Consider the following 13904-nt stretch of genomic DNA (forward strand, 5'->3'; position numbering starts at 1 on the left):
GGCCGGTCGATGAGCATCGGCGTTCGCCCTCCCCGCTCGGCCACGGTCTATGGCCACCCGGCGTCCGCCCCGGCCGGGCGCGGACCACGCACGTCCGGGATCGCGGCCGGTGTCACCATGGCGGGCGCCGGTCTGTGGACAGCCGGCTGCGCGTTCGTCACACCCCGCGATGCCGATGGCTGGGGCCTGGCCTCGGTTCTGTCGTGGCCGATCTGGCTCGGCATCATGCTGACCGCCGCAACCTTGGTGTGGGGCGCCTATCTCGGGCTCGGCCGGCTTCAGCTCGGCGCCACCCTGATGGTGCTGGTGTTCCAGACCTATGGGCTACCGCCGCTGGTCGAGCACCTTCCTCGAACCACCACCGCGTGGCTCCACCTGGGTTTCGCGGAGCAGTACACGACGGCCGGCGCGGGGGCGGCCGGCGTGGACGCCCGATTCAGCTGGCCCGGATTCTTCGCCTGGTGGGGCATGTTGACCGGTGCGAGCGGCGAGCGGCAACTGGTTCAGGTGGCGAACTGGACCCCGGTGGCCGTCGCGTTGCTGACCGCCGCGCTCACCTGGCGCCTGGCCCACGCGCTCGGCACCACCGAACGCGGCGCCTGGCTGGCGGCGGTGCTGGTCACCGTGACCAACTGGATCGAACAGGACTACTTCTCCCCGCAGGCCACCGCGTACGTGCTCGCCCTGGGTTCGCTTGTGCTTTTGTTGTCGACCAGAAAACACGAGGGGAGACATCGAGCGATCGCCCTCGTGCTCGTCGTCGTGTCCACCGCCGCGGTGGTGGTCAGCCATCAACTGACGCCCGTGATGATCGGTCTGCAGCTCGCTGTCCTCCTGGTCACCCGGCACCGTGTGTGGGGCCTCATCCTGACGCTGGTCGCTCTCGAGGTGACCTGGTTCGTCCTCGGCGGTCACGAGTTCTGGTCCGGTAACGCGCTCAAACTCCTGACCCAGGGGCTGGGCAACGTCGGAGCGTCGGTGGGCGACAACTTCACCGAGCGCATCGTCTCCGTCGACCCGGGCATCGCGGCGGTCCGCCAGATGCGGGCGGCCTATTTCGGCGCGGCGCTGGTGCTCGCCGCGCTCGGCGTCTGGGCGCGACGACGAGCGGGCCGTCCGATCCTGCTGCCGGTGCTGCTCACCGCGGCTCCGGCGATCACCGTCGTCCAGGGCTACGGCGGCGAGATGTTCATGCGCTGTGCGCTTTTCGCCCTTCCCTTCCTCGCCGTTCTCGGCGGCGAAGCTCTCGATCAACTAGGCCGTCTGCGCAGGCGGTGGCTCGCGGCGCCGGTCGTCCTGGCCGCGATAGCGGCCTGCACCCTCGTCGTCCTCCGCGGTGGCAATGACGGGTTCGCGTACATCACCTCGGACGAGCGGCGTCTGGTCGACTCGGCGATCACCGCCACACCGCGGGACGGCCTGCTCCTGCTCGCTGAGGAACAAGGTCCGGTCCGGACGGCGCGAATCTCCACCATCAAGTGGCGGAATGTGCCCGCGCTGTGCGGCCCGGACGGAACCCTCGCGGCCTGTGCCGACAAGCAGGCCGCGGACGTCGTCGTGGTGACCCGCGGAATGGTCCGGTGGGGCGTGCTCGGCGAGGGCCGGCCGGACGACTGGGCGGACCGCGAGATCGGCGCCCTGATCTCCGGCGGCAAATATCGCAAGTTGTCCACGAACCGGGACGGCGCCGTCCTGGTCCGCATCGCTAAGGGGAAGAAATGATCTCGGCGCTCAATGTCTTCGCCGGAATCCTGTGCGCGGTCGTCGTCGTGCTCGCCACCGGCCGGGGTGTTCTCGCCGAACTGGCCGAGGACCCGGCCCGGGGCCGGACCATGTCGTCCCGGCAGCGCCTGTTTCACACGCTCAGCGGCGCCTTCCTGACCGTCTGCACAGTCGTTCTGGTGATCACGCTCGCGTACCGGGTCTATGTCGAGATCGGCTGACCGGATCAGGCGGAGCCTCGCCACGATCCTTTCGCTCCTGGCCCTGGGGGTGGTTCCGGCCTCGGCGGCCCCGCAAGACATCCCGGCGCTGGGTGTGACGCACACGCGATACACGGCGGATCTCGGTCCCGGTGCCGCGACTGCCGTGTCCTACCTCCGGTCGGCGCCGTTCGTGCAGAACCAGCACATCATGGGGTTCGGGGCCGACAACCCCGAGCCCGCACCCGGGGTCTTCGACTGGCGGACCCTGGACCGGCGGGTCGCTCTGATGCGGCGCACCGGGGGCGACCCGATCATCACCCTGTGCTGCTCGCCGGACTGGATGAAGGGCGGGATCGACGGCAGCACCGACTGGGACCGGCTCACGCAGGCGCCCGGCCCCGGGCATTACGCCGACTTCGCGGCCCTGGCGGCGGCCGTGGCCCGGCGATATCCGGACGTCAAGCGGTTCCTGGTCTGGAACGAGCTCAAAGGTTTCTGGGACACCGGGCGCAACCGCTGGAACATCGAGGGGTACACCGCCCTCTACAACCAGGTCTACGCGGCGCTCAAACAGGTGAACCCGGCAATCAAGGTGGGTGGCCCGTACATCGTCATGGACAGCTGGTCGGCCGGAGCCTCGCCGGTCAGCGGCCCGTGGGGTGCGGTCGATCGGCGTGTCCTTCAGGACGTCGAATACTGGCTCGAGCACAACGCCGGCGCGGACTTCGTCGTCGTCGACGGCACCAGCGCGACCAAGGACAAGGGCGTGGTGGGCGACGAGGCCGAGGCCGTGGAGAAGTTCGTGGCGATCACCCGCTGGTTGCATTCGCGCACCGACCTGCCGGTGTGGTGGGCCGAGCTCTATCCGCAGACCAGCGACCTGGAGGTGCCGTCCGGGTCACCGCGGCGAGCCGCTCTGGCGCTGTACACGTTGACCCGCCTGCTCGGGGCCGGGATCGGGGGCGCCTTGCTGTGGCAGCCTCAGCAGGACACCGAACTGAGATCGGTGGCGCTGTGGACCGACACGGCGAAGGCCGGCGGCGGAAAGCTGCTTCCGCTCGCCGGCCCCTTCGCCTGGCTCGCCCACGCGGCCGCCGCCGGACGGCCCGTACGCGCCGAGTGGATCTGCGACACGCTGGTGCTGAGAGACGGCATCACCAGCGTCACGATCAACGGCGTCTAACGGACGTACGTGAGGCCGTCCGAGATGACCGTGGGACGGCCCTTGGTGCCGGCGACCACGACCGAGACGGTGTGGGCCTTGGCGGTCAGGGCGCGCACCCACAGCGTCTGCCGGTGCACCGTGCCGGTCGCCTTGGTGTCGACGGTGGCCACCTTGACCCCGTCGACGTAGACGAGGGCGACACCCGTGGCCGGCGTACGGGTGAAGGTCAGCGCGGCCGACCGCCCGGTGAACGTGTAGGCCGCCTTGGCGTTCTTGGCCGACGCCGCGATCGCCCGGCCGCCCAGATAGGCCGAGCCCGCCCGCGGGCCCCACGTGCCGGTGAGCTTGGCCGCGGTCTCGGGCATCTGGGTGACCGTCCACGTCGCCCGGCCCTCGCCCTCGTTGGCGACCCAGTCGCGGGCGCGCACCGCGTAGGACACCGCCACGTTGGGCTTGACCGTCGGATTCCAGGCCGTCGAGGTGGCCGAGATGGCCGTCGGCGGCAGTGGCGAGATGACCTGCTGCTGGAACACCTTGACGTTGTCGGCCGATTTGAAGGTCACCGTGACCGGGACCGCGGCGGCCGAGTAGGTGCCGGTGCGCAGGGTCACCGCCGGCTTGACCGGGAAGGTCGGCCCGGACACGTCGCCGAACACCTTGATCGACGGCGTGACGTCGGCCGCCCCGGAGTTGTGCACGACGCGGACGGCCACGGTGTGAGCGCCCGGCGGCACCGGGACTGTGGCGACCCGTTCCACGTCCGGACCGACCGTCGTGGTCACCTTGTTGTCGAGCAGGATGTCGTATCGGGACACGTGGGCCACGTCGCCGCCGACGTCGAAGTGCAGGCGGCCCGAGTTCTTCACGTAATAGGTGCCGCCCGCCGGCACACCCTGAAAGTTCGCGATCTTCAAGTCGGGCAGCAGGGCCCGGCCGCGGATCACGTTCATGAACGGGTACATCGAGTCGCCGGGGCAGGCGGTCAGCGCCGCGTCCCGGTGACCGGCCAGGCGCGGCAGCATCACCTTGGTGCCGACCGGCCACTTGCCCGCCACGCCCGCGGTCATCTCGGCCGTGGTGGAGGCGTCGAACCCATACGCGCCCAAGCGCGCCGAGGCGATCTGGGCGATCCGGGTGAGCGCGATCTGGGTCGGCTTGACGGTGGTGTAATCGCCCAGCAGCGCGATGCCGGCCGAGCCGGTGTTGAAGCCGGCCACGTGCGCGCCGACGACCGCCTTGGTCACGCCGCCGCCCCGGCCCTCGAAGACCGTGCCGCACTGGTCGACGACGAAGTTGTAGCCGAGGTCGTCGAAGCCGTCGTCGATGTCGTTGGCCATGATGCTGCGGATCTGCGACGCCGACTGCGCACACGGCACCGCCTTGACCGCGGTGTGGTGCACGAAGACCACCTTGACGCCGTCGGGGGCGATGGCCGGCGGAGCCTTCACGCTCTTCTCGTCGGCGCCCCACCCGCCGCGCGAGACGATGGCCGGCAGCGCGGCCGGCTTGGGCGGGGCGGGCTGGGTCGGCGCCTCGGTGGCGGGCGGGGTCGTCCCCGGCGTCGGGGTGGGCGGGTTGGTCGCCGCCCCGGCCGGCCCCTCGGAGGCGGGCGGGCTCGTGACGGGCGCCGGCGCCGTGCTGGGCGGCGGCACGGCCATCGGCGCGCCACCGCCGGAACCGCCGCCGGCCGGGGTGTCGGGGTCGATCAGCTTGAGGCGCAGCCCGGCCGGCAGCGGCTTCGCGCCCGCGTCGACCAGGCGGGCGGCGACGCCGTTGGACGGGCCGGTCCAGATCGGCGTGGTGCGGCCGCGCAGCTTCGCGAGCTCGTCCGGCCGGTCGACGGCGGCCTCGGCCACCTCGAGCGACTGCCAGCCGCTCCAGGCGCCGGTCTTGACGCTGCGGGTGCGCACCTGCACCGTGCCGGCCGGTTTGTCCTTCGGGTTCGTCCAGTTGACGCCGACCATGCTGAACCGCTTGGTGGTGCGCTGCGGGAGCGTGCCCGAGGAGCCGAGCGGGGCCAGGTCGAGGGCGTTGATCGTGGTGCGCCCGACCGGCGTCGCGCGGACCGGGGCCGCGGCGACGGGGGCCGGTGGCTGCGTAGCGATCGCTTCCGGCCGCGACGCCGGAACGGCCTTGGACGGCCAGGTCAGGACGGCCACGCCGCCGCCGGCGGCCAGCACCGCGACCGCGGCGCCCACCCCTATCATCAATCGACGTCCCACTGCGCTCCCCCGTTGATCAATCAGCGAACGCGCGTGAGGCTATCGAACGGTGGCTCAGCCTGCCATCCCGAACAAGGCTCGGCACGGATCGAAACCGTCCACTGTCACGTCGGCACCTGCCCATTGATCCGCGGTTATCCGGAAATGCTGCAGTTCGACCACGTCACCGCCGGTGTCGACAATGCGGCTGACGCCGTTCTCCGCGTACCCGACCCGGCGGGAGACCCCGAGCGAGGCGGCGTTCGTCATGGTGGCCGAGGTGATCGCGGCCGCCGCGCCCAGGGAGCCGAACGCGAACTGAAGCATCGCCGTGCGCATCGCCACCCCGACCCCGCGGCCCCGCACCGCCGGGATCAGCCACGAGGCGGAGTCGACGGTCCGCAGCACCGGGAAGTTGTCGCCCTCGAGGGTCTGCACGCCGACCACGTCGCCGCGGTGGACGACCGCGAAGTGCAGCACCCAGGACTCCGGTTCCCACGTGCCGAGCGCCTTCCAGTAGCCCTGGCAGAGCAGCCGGCGCTCGTTCTCGATCAGGCTCTGCCCGGGAAACAGCGCGAGGCGCGGGTCGTGCCCGACGTCGTCCGGCAGCACGGCCGCCAGGTGGGGCAGATCGTCCTCGCGCATCGGCCGCAGCACGACGTCGCGGAAGGCCAGCCGGAGCCCGAACAGGGGCCAGAATTCGTTCACCCCTGCTCTATAGCGGCCCGGCCGGCCTTCCGCATCCGCTTTGCTACTCCGCACCCAGGGCCGCTACCGGGCTCACCTTGGCCGCACGGCGGGCCGGCAGCACCCCGGCCAGCGCGGTCATTGCGACGAGCACCAGGAACACGATGGCCAGCTGCCCGAACGGCAGGGTGAAGGGCGCGTTCAGCCCCAGCGTCTTGACGGCCAGCCACGCGTACGGGATCCCCAGCGCGAGCCCCACGGCGGCGCCGATCGCCCCGTAGAGCGCGGATTCGGTCGTCAGCATCGTCCGCAGCCCGCCCCGCGAGAGGCCGACCGCCCGCAGCACCCCGGACTCGCGGACCCGCTCGACCACCGACAGCGCGGTCGTGGTGCCCACGCCGACCACCGCGATGATCACGGTGAGCCCGACCAGGCCGATCGCGATGATCAGCAGCATGTTGACGTTGTCGTTGAGCTGGTCACGCTGGTCGGCCAGCACGTCGACCCGCCACTTGCCGCCCGCGGCGACCTGCGCGTCTTGGATGGCCCGGTTCCCGTTCGTACGCCCGGTCTCCCCGCCCGCCCGGGCGTTGGCCAGCACGCCCGAGAACGTGGTGGCCGAGGCGCCCAGCCTGGTCAGGTCGGCCGGGTCGAGGACGGCCGAGGCGTGCAACGGCGCGTCCCCGGCGAACTGGGCCACCACCGTCAGGTTCACGGTGTGCTTTCCGGCCTGCAGCTGGATCTGGTCGCCGACCTTCTTGCCGCTGACGTCGGCGCCGAACCCGGACAACACGATCTTGCCCGGGCCGAGGTCGGCCGGCGAGCCGGCGGTGAGGTCGAGCTTCTTCAGCTCGGGCAGCGCCGACATCGACAGGTCGGTCACGGCCAGGCCCTCGGTCCGGTCGAGCTTGACCTGCATCCGCCGGTACGGGGTGACGTCCTTGAGCTCGTCGCGCTTCTTGAGCTGGTCGGCCAGCGCCGCCGGCACCGGAACCTCGTCGACACCGAGCATCTCGTAGTCGGCGGGCACCGACGCGGCCAGCTCCCGGTCGGCCAGCACCCGCAGCGACGCGCCGCCGACCAGCGTGCCGGCGATCAGCGTGACGCCGAGCGCGACGACGACCGAGACCGCGGCGGCCCGGCGCGGGGCGGCGCCCACTCCCCCGGCGGCCAGGCGGCCGACCGGGCTCGACCGGCGCAGCGGCCAGCCGATCAGGGCCAGCACCGGCCGCACCAGCACCGGGCCCAGCGCGACCAGGGCGAAGAAGGCCAGCGCGCCCGAGGCGACCAGCGCGAGGAGCATCGGCTGCGGGTCGTAGTTCTTGGGGTCGCGGCCCGGCAGGTTCGTGACGATGTACGCCGCCGCGAGGGCCGCCCCGGCCAGCAGCACGAGGCCGAGGGCCCAGCGCAGCTTGCCGATGTCGCGGCGCGCGCCGGTGGTGCCGGAGCCGCGCAGCGCCTCGAGCGGCGACACCCGCGACGCCGAGGCGGCCGGGGCGAGCACGGCCACGACGGTCAGCACGACGGCGAGCAGCACGGTGAGCAGCGCGGCCAGGGCCGGGAACCCGGGCGAGGAGATGTCCTTTCCGAACCAGCCGGCCGCGACCGGGACCAGGTGGCCGACGCCGAGCGCGATCAGCACGCCGGTCAGGCCGGTGGCCAGGCCGGTCAGCGCACCCTCGACGGCCAGGGCCCGGGTGATCGAGCCGCGGCCCGCGCCGACCGCCCGCAGCAGGGCGAGCTGGCGCATCCGCTGGGCGAACACGATGCGGAAGGTCGACGTGGCGACCAGCCCCGCGGCGACCACGGCGATCGCCACGAACATGGCGATGACCGCGAAGATGGTGTTGACGTCGGACGCCGCGGTCTCGGCCTCCTCGTGCCGCACCGTGGGGCCGTCCTGCACCTGGGGACGCTCGTCGGGCTTGAGCTTGGCCGTCGTGAACAGCGCGTTGACCTGGTCCATCACCGCGGCCGGGTCGGCGCCCGGCGCGAGCCGCATGTCGATCTGGTTGAGGAAGTTGTATCCGCTCAGTTTGACCAGCGTGCTCGTGGGAGCGTACGCCTGGAAGCCGTAGTCGTCGCGGACCTGAACGACGCCGACCACCGTGAGCTTGGACTTGGCGAGCGGTTTGCCGTCGTCGTCGTAACGGATCTGCGAGCTCACGGTGGAGCCGGGCCTGAGACCCATCCGCTCGACGGTGCGCGGGGTGACCGCGATCTCCCCCGGCGCGACCGGGTAACGGCCCTCGGTGACCTTGGCCAGGGCCAGCGGGCCACTGCCGGGGTCGCCGGAGAGCGCCAGGAACTCGCCGCCGACCTCGCCACCGTTCTCGACGCGGCCGACCGCCTCGGCGACACCGGGGATCTTCTGGATCCGGGCCAGCTCCGCCGTGGTGACCGTGCCGTTGCGCACGACCACGTCGACCGCCTCAGGGGTGCCGCTGAGACCGTTGAGCACGCTGCGCTCGGTGATCTGCTGCGCGAGCACCGTGGCGTACACGACGAACGAGGCGACCAGCACGGCGAGGCCGGTCAGCAGCAGGCGGGACGGGCGGCGGGCGACGCCGCGGAGCTGGGTGCGCAGCACGCTCATCGCGCGGCCGCCAGGCTCTGCAGGGCGTCGGTGACCGAGGCGATGTCGGGGCGGTCGATTTCGCCGGCCACCCGGCCGTCGGCCAGCATGACGACCCGGTCCGCGTACGCGGCGGCGCCCGGATCGTGGGTGACCATGACGATGGTCTGGCCCAGTTCGCGTACGGAGTTGCGCAGGAACAGCAGCACCTCGGCGCCGGAGCGGGAGTCCAGGTTGCCGGTGGGCTCGTCGGCGAACACCACCTCGGGCCGCGACATCAGCGCCCGGGCCAGGGCCACCCGCTGCTGCTGGCCGCCCGACAGCTCGCCCGGACGGTGGCCGAGGCGGCTGGTGATGCCGAGCGTCTCGGTCAGATGCGAGTACAGGTGCGCGTCGGGGCGGCGGCCGGACAGCTCGAGCGGCAGCGTGATGTTCTGCGCCGCGGTGAGCTGCGGCAGCAGGTTGAACGCCTGGAAGACGAACCCGATCCGCTCGCGGCGTACCTTGGTCAGGACCTTGTCGCTCTGTTTGGTCAGGTCGGTGCCGCCGAGCAGGGCCTGGCCCGAGGTGGCGCCGTCCAGACCGGCCAGGCAGTGCATCAGGGTGGACTTGCCCGACCCGGACGGTCCCATGATCGCGGTGAACTGGGCCCGGGCGAACCCGACGGTCACGCCGTCCAGGGCCCGCACCGCGGTGTCCCCGCTCCCGTAGACCTTGACCAGATCCACGGCGGCGACCGCGGCCAATGTGTCCACGCTCTGCGTCAGCATTTCTTCTCCCACTCGTGGCGTTTTCTTCGTGGCAGATCATGGGCGCAGCCGATCGGCCGGCACATCGGCCGCGGGCCAGGCTCCTCCCGGGCGGCGAGTCTGACTTTCGGCCGATGGGACACCCCCGCGAAGCGCATACGCTGGGTGACGATGCAGAACAACCCGAACCGGATGGTGCTCCGCCGGCTGGCCCAGCTGGCCGCGCTCGGCGTGATGGCGCTGCTCGGAATCTTCGACGTGGCTCAGGGTCTGCTGCGCGACTCCGAGCCGCTGGGCCTCGTGAAGGTCCTCCTGGCCATGGCGGCCGCCGCGGTGTGGCTGCCGGTGCACCGGCCGCGCTCCACCCGCCTGCCCAAGGCGGCCATGGCCGTGGGCGGGTTCTCGCTGCTGATCACCCTGGCCTCGGGGGCGACGATGGCGGCGAACGGCTCCTCGGGGGCCAGCTGGGGTCTCGCCGAGTCGGCCGCGCTGCTCGGCGTCTGCTACGTCGTCGCCCGGCACTCCACCGCCGGTCTCGGATTCACCGCGCTGGTCGTGGTCGGGGCCGCGGTCAGCTTCGCGCCGCTGCGCGCGGGCCAGGACTACGCGTACGTCATCTTCGGCCTGATCCAGGCGCTGGCCGCCGCGGCCGCCATCGGCCTCGGCATCTACCTGCGCATCATCGAGAGCACACGGCAGCGTGCCTTCGACGCCGTACGCGCCGAGCAGCGCGCCGAGTTCGCCCGCGACCTGCACGACTTCATCGCCCACCACGTCACCGGCATCGTCGTGCAGGCCCAGGGCGCGAAGTTCATCGCCGAGCAGGACCCGCAGCGGGTGCTGCACGCGCTCGACCAGATCGAGCAGGCGGGCGCCGAGACGATGGCGTCGATGCGGCGGATGGTCGGCGTGCTGCGCGACCCCGAGTCGAAGCCGGACGCGCCGCTCGCCCCCGTCGCCGGCGTGCACGACCTGGGCACGCTGATCGAGCAGTTCAACTCGGCGGGCGGGGCCAAGGCCCGCATGCACCTGGACGGCGGGCTCGACGGGCTGCCGGTCGAGCTCTCCACCTCGGCCTACCGGGTGGTGATGGAGGCGCTGACCAACGTGCGCCAGCACGCCCCGGCGGCCACGGCCGCGGACATCTGGATCCGGCGTACGCCCGAGTGGCTGCTGGTGCGGGTGGCCAACGACGGGGTGGTGCTGGCCCGCACGCCCGCGCCCCGGGACCGCCCGGGGTACGGTCTCGTGGGCCTGACCGAACGGGTCCGCGCGGTCGGCGGCCGCATCTCGGCCATGCCCGGCATCGAAGGCGGCTGGGTGGTCGACGCCGCGTTCCCGATCGACCCGAGGACGAGTTCATGATCCGCGTACTGATCGCCGACGACCAGGCCATGGTCCGCACCGGCTTCGGCATGATCATCGGCGCGCAGCCGGACATGGAGGTCGTCGGCGAGGCCAGCGACGGCGTCGAGGCCGTGGCCATGGCCCGCAAACTGAGGCCGGACGTGGCCCTGCTCGACATCCGCATGCCCAAGATGGACGGCCTGGAGGCCTTGCGCCTGCTCTCCGGCCCCGGCGTGACCGACCCGGTCAAGGTCGTCGTGGTCACCACCTTCGACCTCGACGAGTACGTCCACCAGGCGCTGCGCAACGGCGCGGCCGGCTTCCTCCTCAAGGACTCGGGCCCGGCCCTGCTGATCGAGGCGGTCCGCGCCGCGGTCTCCGGCGACGCCCTGATCAGCCCCTCCATCACCGTGCGCCTGCTCGAGCACCTCTCACCCCCGGCCCCCTCCAACGACGACGGCGGCCTGTCCCCGCGCGAACTGGACGTGGTCCGCCTGGCCGCCAAAGGTCTGACCAACGCCGAGATCGCGTCCCAGCTGTTCATCTCGATAGGCACCGTCAAGACCCACGTGGGCAGCGTCATGACCAAGCTGAACGCCCGCAACCGGGTCGAGATCGCCGCCTGGGCCTGGGAGCGCCGCCTGCTCGGCTGAGGCAGGCGCTCAGGTCGTCGGCGGGCCGGCCGATGAGACGGACGACTCTGTGCGGGACACAAGCGCCGAAGAGGTGACTGATGAGTGGTGAAGCCGGTTCGGAAACCATCGCCCTCGAGATGCCGGAGGTGGGCACGCTGCTCTTCCTGGTCGCCTCGGAGGAGGTGAGCGTGCCCGCCCGGCTGGAATCCGTCGACGGGGACACGTTCACCGTGTCCCGGCCGGCGGGCATCAAGGGTCCGCTGGAAACGGGTCAGGACCTCGACATCTTCTGGGCCACGCCGCATTCCCGCGTGGTCGCGCCGTGCCGGGTGCTGGACGTCGATGATCCGTCGCGCTGGAGGTTCGCGCCCACCGGGTCCTCCCGTCCGGACAACCGGCGCCAGTTCGTGCGCGGCGGGGCCGGGGCGGCCGTCCGGCTGGTGTCCGAGGGGTCCGGCGAGCCGGCGGCCGGGGCGCTCCTGGACATCAGCGAGGGCGGGCTGCGGTGCTGGATCGCGCCCTCGCTGAGGTTTGCCGTCGGGGACCACCTGCGGGCAACGTTGTGGCTGGGCACCGGCGAGGTCGAACTGGACTGTGCGGTGCACGCCGTCCGCGAGGGCCGCTCCGGCGACCCCGGGCGGCACCTGGTGCTCACCTTCACCGCCGAGGAAGAGACCGTCCATCTGATCCGGCAGTACGTCAAGGCGTGGGAGATCGGCGAGCGCCGCCGGGGACTCACGCGTCCCTGAGGTCGATCCAGTAGCGCTTGACCGTGTGCGGGCCGGTGGTCCGGGTGTCCTCGTAGGCTCCGCCGTGCGACTCGATCACCCGGGCCGAGGCGACGTTGTCAGGGTTACAGGTGATCAGCACCCGGTCCAGGCCCATCGTGCGGGCCGTCCCCAGCGTCTGCGTCAGCGCCCACGACGCCAGGCCGCGGCGGCGGGCCGAGGGGCGGATGCCGTAGCCGATGTGACCGCCCACGTCGACCAGCAACTGGTTCAGCGTGTGCCGCAGCGAGATCGAGCCCAGGTAGTCGTCGCCCTCGACGATCCAGCGGTACGTGCAGTGCACCCAGCCGGGGACCGGAGGGATCGCCGTGTTCTCCTGAGCGTGCAGGTCGGCAACCCAGGCGGCGAAGCCGGGCGCGGAGTCGACGTCGTCGGTTTCCCGTACGCCGTGGCCGTCCATGTGGGCCCCCGGCGGCCACTCGTCACGGGCCGAGAGCCAGGAACCGTGCAGGCGGACGGTGGGCGGGACGAGTGCAGGCATGATCCCGACTCTAGGGCTGGGCCGCCATGGTCAGCAGCTTCTGGATCTGGGCCTGGCGGCGCTGGGTGACGGTCTCGCCCAGAGTGCGGGCGGGCGGGTAGGCACCCCCGGCCGTCTCCATGCGGGCGGTTTCGACACAGTTGCCGAGATGACCGAGGAGCAGGGTCACCGCCGTACTGTCGAAGGCCTTGCCCGTGGCCGCCCGGAGCTCGCCGATGTCGGAGTCGCGCAGGCTGTGCAGGTCGCCGTGACCGGCGTGGACGCCCGCCGACGGGTTGGCCTGCAAAGGCTGCTGCCAGCCGAGCAGCCAGCGTTCCATGGTGCCGGATTCGTCGCGCCACTGGGTGAGCAGCTCGGTGGTCAGGGTGCGCAGGGCGGGGTCCGTGGCGCGCTGCCCGGCCAGCGTGGCCACCTGCTCGCCCTCGTCGACCTGCGACAGGGCCATCTGCAGGAACATCACGTCGGTCTCGTTGAAGGCCGGCGCCGGGGTCGCGCCGGCCTCCGGCTGCGAGGCGCAGCCGGAGACCAGGAGCAGGACGGCCAGGACCGCCGCGGTTAGTTGGCGGCCCACAGGGCGGGCACGTTCGGCGGCTCCCAGCCGGCCAGCGAGGTGTGCGCCTGGCGGCAGGTGTACGAGCGGCCGTTGTAGGTGACGACGCTGCCGGCCGAGTACGCGACACCGGTCCGCCACGTGCCGCTCGCGGGCGGGTTGGTGGGCGGGGTCGTCGGGGGCGTGGTCGGCGGGTTGGTGGGCGGCGTCGTCGGCGGGTTGGTGGGCGGGTTGCCGCCACCGCCGCCGATGTTCACGTCGACGCAGGCGTAGAACGCCATCGCCGTGTCGGCCACGTTCCACCGGGCCAGCACGGTCTGACGGCCGCTGAAGCCGCCCATGCCGACCGTGTGGGACTTGGTCGCGCCGGGCTGGGCGCCGCCGTCGTTGAACGAGGCGAGACGCGTGTTGCCGATGAAGTATTCCCACGTCGAGGTCGAGTGCCGGGCCGTGAGCACCCAGTTGAAGGTGACCGTCTGCCCGACCGAGGCGGCCGGCCAGGCGCGGCCGTTGTCGTTGAGCACGGCGAAGCGGCTTCCGCCGCCGTTGCACTGCATCGAGCCCTTGGGGGCCTCGACGCTCTGCGGCTCGTAGACGATGTCGCCGCAGTTGGCGACGGCCCCGCTCGCGCAGTTGGCCTGCCGGCTGGGCGGGGACGAGATGTAGCCGTGGGCCGAAGCCGGGGCGACTCCGACGGTGAGGGCGGCCGCGGTCGCGGCGACGGTCAGTGCGGGAAGGGTGAATCTGCGTCTCATGAAGGACTCCTTCGCTTCATGGGGGACCGGCGCGCCGAGTGGGGGC

Annotated in this window: 13 protein-coding genes; 6 read left to right on the forward strand and 7 right to left on the reverse strand. The window is 72.0% G+C overall.

All coding sequences use genetic code 11. The features are described 5' to 3' along the window. Positions 1–9: 9 nt before the first annotated feature. The 3 genes from ACZ3I4_RS30980 to ACZ3I4_RS30990 all read left to right on the forward strand — a co-directional run bounded on the left by ACZ3I4_RS30980 (position 10) and on the right by ACZ3I4_RS30990 (position 3108). Positions 10–1722, forward strand: coding sequence for a hypothetical protein (locus ACZ3I4_RS30980; RefSeq protein ID WP_465385573.1), 1713 nt, complete (start codon positions 10–12; stop codon positions 1720–1722). After that, on the forward strand, positions 1719–1943 hold the full coding sequence (locus ACZ3I4_RS30985) for a hypothetical protein (RefSeq protein ID WP_465385574.1): 225 nt from the start codon (positions 1719–1721) through the stop codon (positions 1941–1943). The genes ACZ3I4_RS30980 and ACZ3I4_RS30985 overlap by 4 nt, the downstream gene beginning before the upstream one ends. 145 nt (positions 1944–2088) lie before the next feature. After that, on the forward strand, positions 2089–3108 hold the full coding sequence (locus tag ACZ3I4_RS30990; protein WP_465385575.1) for a GH39 family glycosyl hydrolase: 1020 nt from the start codon (positions 2089–2091) through the stop codon (positions 3106–3108). Here the strand turns inward: ACZ3I4_RS30990 and ACZ3I4_RS30995 are convergent. From ACZ3I4_RS30995 to ACZ3I4_RS31010, 4 genes are all read right to left on the reverse strand, one after another. Next, positions 3105–5297, reverse strand: coding sequence for an N-acetylmuramoyl-L-alanine amidase (locus ACZ3I4_RS30995; protein ID WP_465385576.1), 2193 nt, complete (start codon positions 5295–5297; stop codon positions 3105–3107). The genes ACZ3I4_RS30990 and ACZ3I4_RS30995 overlap by 4 nt on opposite strands. Before the next feature lie 69 nt (positions 5298–5366). After that, positions 5367–5999 carry a GNAT family N-acetyltransferase gene (locus ACZ3I4_RS31000; protein ID WP_465385577.1) on the reverse strand — a complete coding sequence of 211 codons (633 nt, stop codon included), beginning with the start codon at positions 5997–5999 and terminating at the stop codon, positions 5367–5369. A gap of 43 nt (positions 6000–6042) precedes the next feature. Next, the gene (locus ACZ3I4_RS31005) at positions 6043–8574 is read right to left on the reverse strand and encodes an FtsX-like permease family protein (RefSeq protein WP_465385578.1); all 2532 of its coding nucleotides are present in this window, start codon (positions 8572–8574) and stop codon (positions 6043–6045) included. After that, on the reverse strand, positions 8571–9323 hold the full coding sequence (locus ACZ3I4_RS31010; protein ID WP_465385579.1) for an ABC transporter ATP-binding protein: 753 nt from the start codon (positions 9321–9323) through the stop codon (positions 8571–8573). Before ACZ3I4_RS31010 ends, ACZ3I4_RS31005 begins: the two co-directional genes overlap by 4 nt. A 150-nt stretch (positions 9324–9473) precedes the next feature. Between ACZ3I4_RS31010 and ACZ3I4_RS31015 the strand changes: the two genes are divergently transcribed. The 3 genes from ACZ3I4_RS31015 (at position 9474) to ACZ3I4_RS31025 (ending at position 12033) form a co-directional block, all read left to right on the forward strand. Continuing rightward, positions 9474–10667 (forward strand): sensor histidine kinase, encoded by a 1194-nt coding sequence (locus ACZ3I4_RS31015; RefSeq protein ID WP_465385580.1) that lies wholly within the window; start codon positions 9474–9476, stop codon positions 10665–10667. Next, positions 10664–11302, forward strand: coding sequence for a response regulator (locus ACZ3I4_RS31020; RefSeq protein ID WP_465385581.1), 639 nt, complete (start codon positions 10664–10666; stop codon positions 11300–11302). Before ACZ3I4_RS31015 ends, ACZ3I4_RS31020 begins: the two co-directional genes overlap by 4 nt. Before the next feature lie 80 nt (positions 11303–11382). Then, positions 11383–12033, forward strand: a complete 651-nt coding sequence (locus ACZ3I4_RS31025) for a PilZ domain-containing protein (RefSeq protein ID WP_465385582.1) — start codon at positions 11383–11385, stop codon at positions 12031–12033. On the opposite strand, the gene ACZ3I4_RS31030 is transcribed toward ACZ3I4_RS31025, so the two are convergent. Genes ACZ3I4_RS31030 through ACZ3I4_RS31040 form a run of 3 tightly spaced genes read right to left on the reverse strand, consistent with a single transcriptional unit; the run spans position 12020 to position 13858 of the window. After that, positions 12020–12553, reverse strand: a complete 534-nt coding sequence (locus tag ACZ3I4_RS31030; protein WP_465385583.1) for a GNAT family N-acetyltransferase — start codon at positions 12551–12553, stop codon at positions 12020–12022. The two genes, ACZ3I4_RS31025 and ACZ3I4_RS31030, sit on opposite strands and share 14 nt — an antisense overlap. A gap of 10 nt (positions 12554–12563) precedes the next feature. Beyond that, positions 12564–13124: a DUF305 domain-containing protein gene (locus ACZ3I4_RS31035; RefSeq protein WP_465385584.1), complete on the reverse strand. Its 561-nt coding sequence runs from the start codon at positions 13122–13124 to the stop codon at positions 12564–12566. Beyond that, positions 13109–13858 (reverse strand): lytic polysaccharide monooxygenase, encoded by a 750-nt coding sequence (locus ACZ3I4_RS31040; RefSeq protein WP_465385585.1) that lies wholly within the window; start codon positions 13856–13858, stop codon positions 13109–13111. Before ACZ3I4_RS31040 ends, ACZ3I4_RS31035 begins: the two co-directional genes overlap by 16 nt. Between the last annotated feature and the right edge of the window lie 46 nt (positions 13859–13904).

The organism is Actinoplanes sp. NPDC021490, assembly GCF_055562135.1.

Bases quoted from the DNA above. Each gene is read 5' to 3' on its own strand.
- ACZ3I4_RS30980 (WP_465385573.1), top strand. From the start codon at position 10: ATGAGCATCGGCGTTCGCCCTCCCCGCTCGGCCACGGTCTATGGCCAC.
- ACZ3I4_RS30985 (WP_465385574.1), top strand. From the start codon at position 1,719: ATGATCTCGGCGCTCAATGTCTTCGCCGGAATCCTGTGCGCGGTCGTC.
- ACZ3I4_RS30995 (WP_465385576.1), bottom strand. From the start codon at position 5,297: ATGATAGGGGTGGGCGCCGCGGTCGCGGTGCTGGCCGCCGGCGGCGGC.
- ACZ3I4_RS31005 (WP_465385578.1), bottom strand. From the start codon at position 8,574: ATGAGCGTGCTGCGCACCCAGCTCCGCGGCGTCGCCCGCCGCCCGTCC.
- ACZ3I4_RS31010 (WP_465385579.1), bottom strand. From the start codon at position 9,323: ATGCTGACGCAGAGCGTGGACACATTGGCCGCGGTCGCCGCCGTGGAT.
- ACZ3I4_RS31015 (WP_465385580.1), top strand. From the start codon at position 9,474: ATGCAGAACAACCCGAACCGGATGGTGCTCCGCCGGCTGGCCCAGCTG.
- ACZ3I4_RS31020 (WP_465385581.1), top strand. From the start codon at position 10,664: ATGATCCGCGTACTGATCGCCGACGACCAGGCCATGGTCCGCACCGGC.
- ACZ3I4_RS31025 (WP_465385582.1), top strand. From the start codon at position 11,383: ATGAGTGGTGAAGCCGGTTCGGAAACCATCGCCCTCGAGATGCCGGAG.
- ACZ3I4_RS31030 (WP_465385583.1), bottom strand. From the start codon at position 12,553: ATGCCTGCACTCGTCCCGCCCACCGTCCGCCTGCACGGTTCCTGGCTC.
- ACZ3I4_RS31040 (WP_465385585.1), bottom strand. From the start codon at position 13,858: ATGAGACGCAGATTCACCCTTCCCGCACTGACCGTCGCCGCGACCGCG.